Here is a 2,442-nt window from a genome sequence, read left to right as displayed (position 1 = left end):
ATTAAGGAGTTTGTGGCAGAAATGGCAACTACTAGAAGCAATAATAAAAACAATGATTTTGGCTTCTTTTAATCCTTGCTTTTGTGCATCATAAACATTGTTATGAAAAATAATATTTGCGTTTAACTGCATTGATAATAAGAGAGAGAATATTAAAAAACTAAACAATATTTTTTTCATTGATATTTCCTTTGTGTTTTAATTTTCACCGATAGTTTCCTTAATGGCATTTATTGAAGCAGGTTCTTCATAAGATATATTTATTTTGTTTGATAAATCATCTAAAAAGTTAGAATTATGCAAAAGAACTTTTCTTATAGCTTTTAAAATTTTAGCACTGCTATCTAATTCATATCTTGTTCCTATCCCTTGTCTTATCTCTGAGGCAAGTTTATCAAGTTCAATTGCTAAATCAACCATAGCTTTGGTTTCAATGGTATTACAAATAATAATTTTTGCATTAGGATTTTGCAACATTCTTATCTGTCTTTTTGAAATGTTCCTATTTTTCAAGATTATTCCTTAGCAACAAACAATTCTATTTTTAAGCCATTTAAAGTTTCTTGATTGCTAAACATACTAAGCTCTGCAGAGCTTATCTTTAATGCTTTAGCACAAAAGGGTATGCAGGGATATTTAACAACACTTCCATCTTGCAAAATAATGTTGTATATTGCATTGTAATTTCCCTTCCTAGTGGAAACTTCATAAATCAATCTAGGATTTGAAGTTGGTTCTCCAAACTTTCTGGTAAAATAATTCATCTTTTGTTGTGCCTCATTTTCATCGCAATGAGTAAGGGTTGAAATGAGACTTTTAAAGAAATTAACTTCTACTAATATTCTATTTCTGCGTTTATAAGGCAAGGCAAAAAAATTACCCTTATTATCAGGTTTTGCAATATTCTTAATGATTTGGGAACTGAAACTTTCTATATCAATTTCAAATTCCATTTCTTTGTTAAGTTCTAATTCTTTCGCAACATCTGCAAAAGCTTCCCCACTTAAAACTTCATTTTCCAAAGAAGCGTCTGTGATAACTTTTTTAGTGATTGTTTCAGGATTAGCAATATTGGCATAATTAGTTATACCAAAATTGTTAGTCTTAGAATATTCCATTGCCTCTTTTGCTTTTTCTACAGCTTCTTGTAAATTATTTTCATTTTTAAGGGGAATATAACCTATATAGGATTTTTTTAATTCATCATTTAATAGAAGCTTTCTAAGAGTATTTTCAGCCCTTGCCATAGTGGAGCTTTTAAAGAATAAAAGAATGGCTTTCTCATTATGAAAAGCCGTTAGTTCATTTATATTTTTTCCTTGCTCTTTTTCATAATGATTTAAAATGGTTTCACTTATTAATTTATTAGGACATACTGAAAGGGAAGCTAAATAACTATTAGATTCTCCTAAACCATAATTTTGGCTAATATCTCTTTTAGCATAATTACTTATCCACAAATTCTCCTTTGTGCCATATTCATCGCTTAGATTATCTACTTCTTTAGTTCTCTCATTTATCTCGCTTATTTTTTGGGGTGTTTCTTTTATTTCTTTTACCTCTTTATTACTTATTTTTTTGCGTGTTTCTTTAAGAGGAAGTTTTGCGTCTATGTTTTTTTTCTCCTGTGATACTTTCTCTATAATTTTGTTATAGCAATATTCCTTTTCCTCATTTCTTGTTTTAATATCTGCATTAATTATTGTCTCTAAAAGGCTATCTTTTTCATTGGGTGGATTGTGGTGTTTTAAAACAGCTTCAGCTATTTTTTCTACATAAGCTAAATCCAAACGAATTTCTAAAAGAGCAATCTCTTTTAGCATAGTTTCTGAAATTTCCTGATGTGGCTTTTCTTTTTGCATTGTTGAGAATTTAGCTTTATCTGTTAAATGAGAAATTTGATTTAATGTTTCAAACCTTTGAATTTTACCTAAGTCGTGAGCTAAACCACAGATTAAGCATTGTCCTATCATTTTATTTTTTTTAATGCTAGGAATTTTAGATTCATTTAACACAACCAATGTATTTTTAGCAACGCTAAGTGAATGTTGTAAGAGTGGAACAAACTCCTCTAATGCTTTAAATTGTGTGTAACCAGCAAGGAGATGATTTCCATAAGAGACTTTATTAGAATCTCCATTATAAATACTTACTACACTTGGGCAATCCTTATTGTCTTGTAGCACTGTTAGAATCTTAATAATTAATTGTAATTCCTTTGTTGTAAGAAAATCAATATTTGGCATTATTGTTTCATATAAAAAAACCTTAATATCATTATTGAAAGCTAATTGTGTTGCATTTATCCAAGCCTTTTGAATATCTAAATCTATTTTTTCAACATTACTTTCTTTCTTAGGCTTATCCCTATTGGCATAAAATTCTTTTATTTCCTCCTCATCAAGCCAAAGTTTCATTGCTTCTTCTAAGGGTTCTTTAATA

General features: G+C 29.0%; 2 protein-coding genes and 1 pseudogene. All 3 read right to left on the bottom strand.

What is annotated here, in order from left to right:
• Nucleotides 1-180, bottom strand: a pseudogene (locus LS72_RS10340) (thioredoxin family protein); the annotation flags it as partial.
• A gap of 18 nt (nucleotides 181-198) precedes the next feature.
• Complete coding sequence (locus LS72_RS10335) at nucleotides 199-513, bottom strand: hypothetical protein (protein WP_034555370.1); 315 nt, start codon at nucleotides 511-513, stop codon at nucleotides 199-201.
• 2 nt (nucleotides 514-515) lie between these two features.
• Nucleotides 516-2,442: HD domain-containing protein (locus LS72_RS10330; protein WP_238700805.1), on the bottom strand; the 1,927-nt coding region annotated here is incomplete at its 5' end.

This window comes from Helicobacter apodemus, assembly GCF_000765745.2.
In the GTDB taxonomy this organism is placed as follows: Bacteria; Campylobacterota; Campylobacteria; order Campylobacterales; family Helicobacteraceae; genus Helicobacter_D; species Helicobacter_D apodemus.
This window is presented reverse-complemented; position numbering and strand designations above follow the sequence as displayed.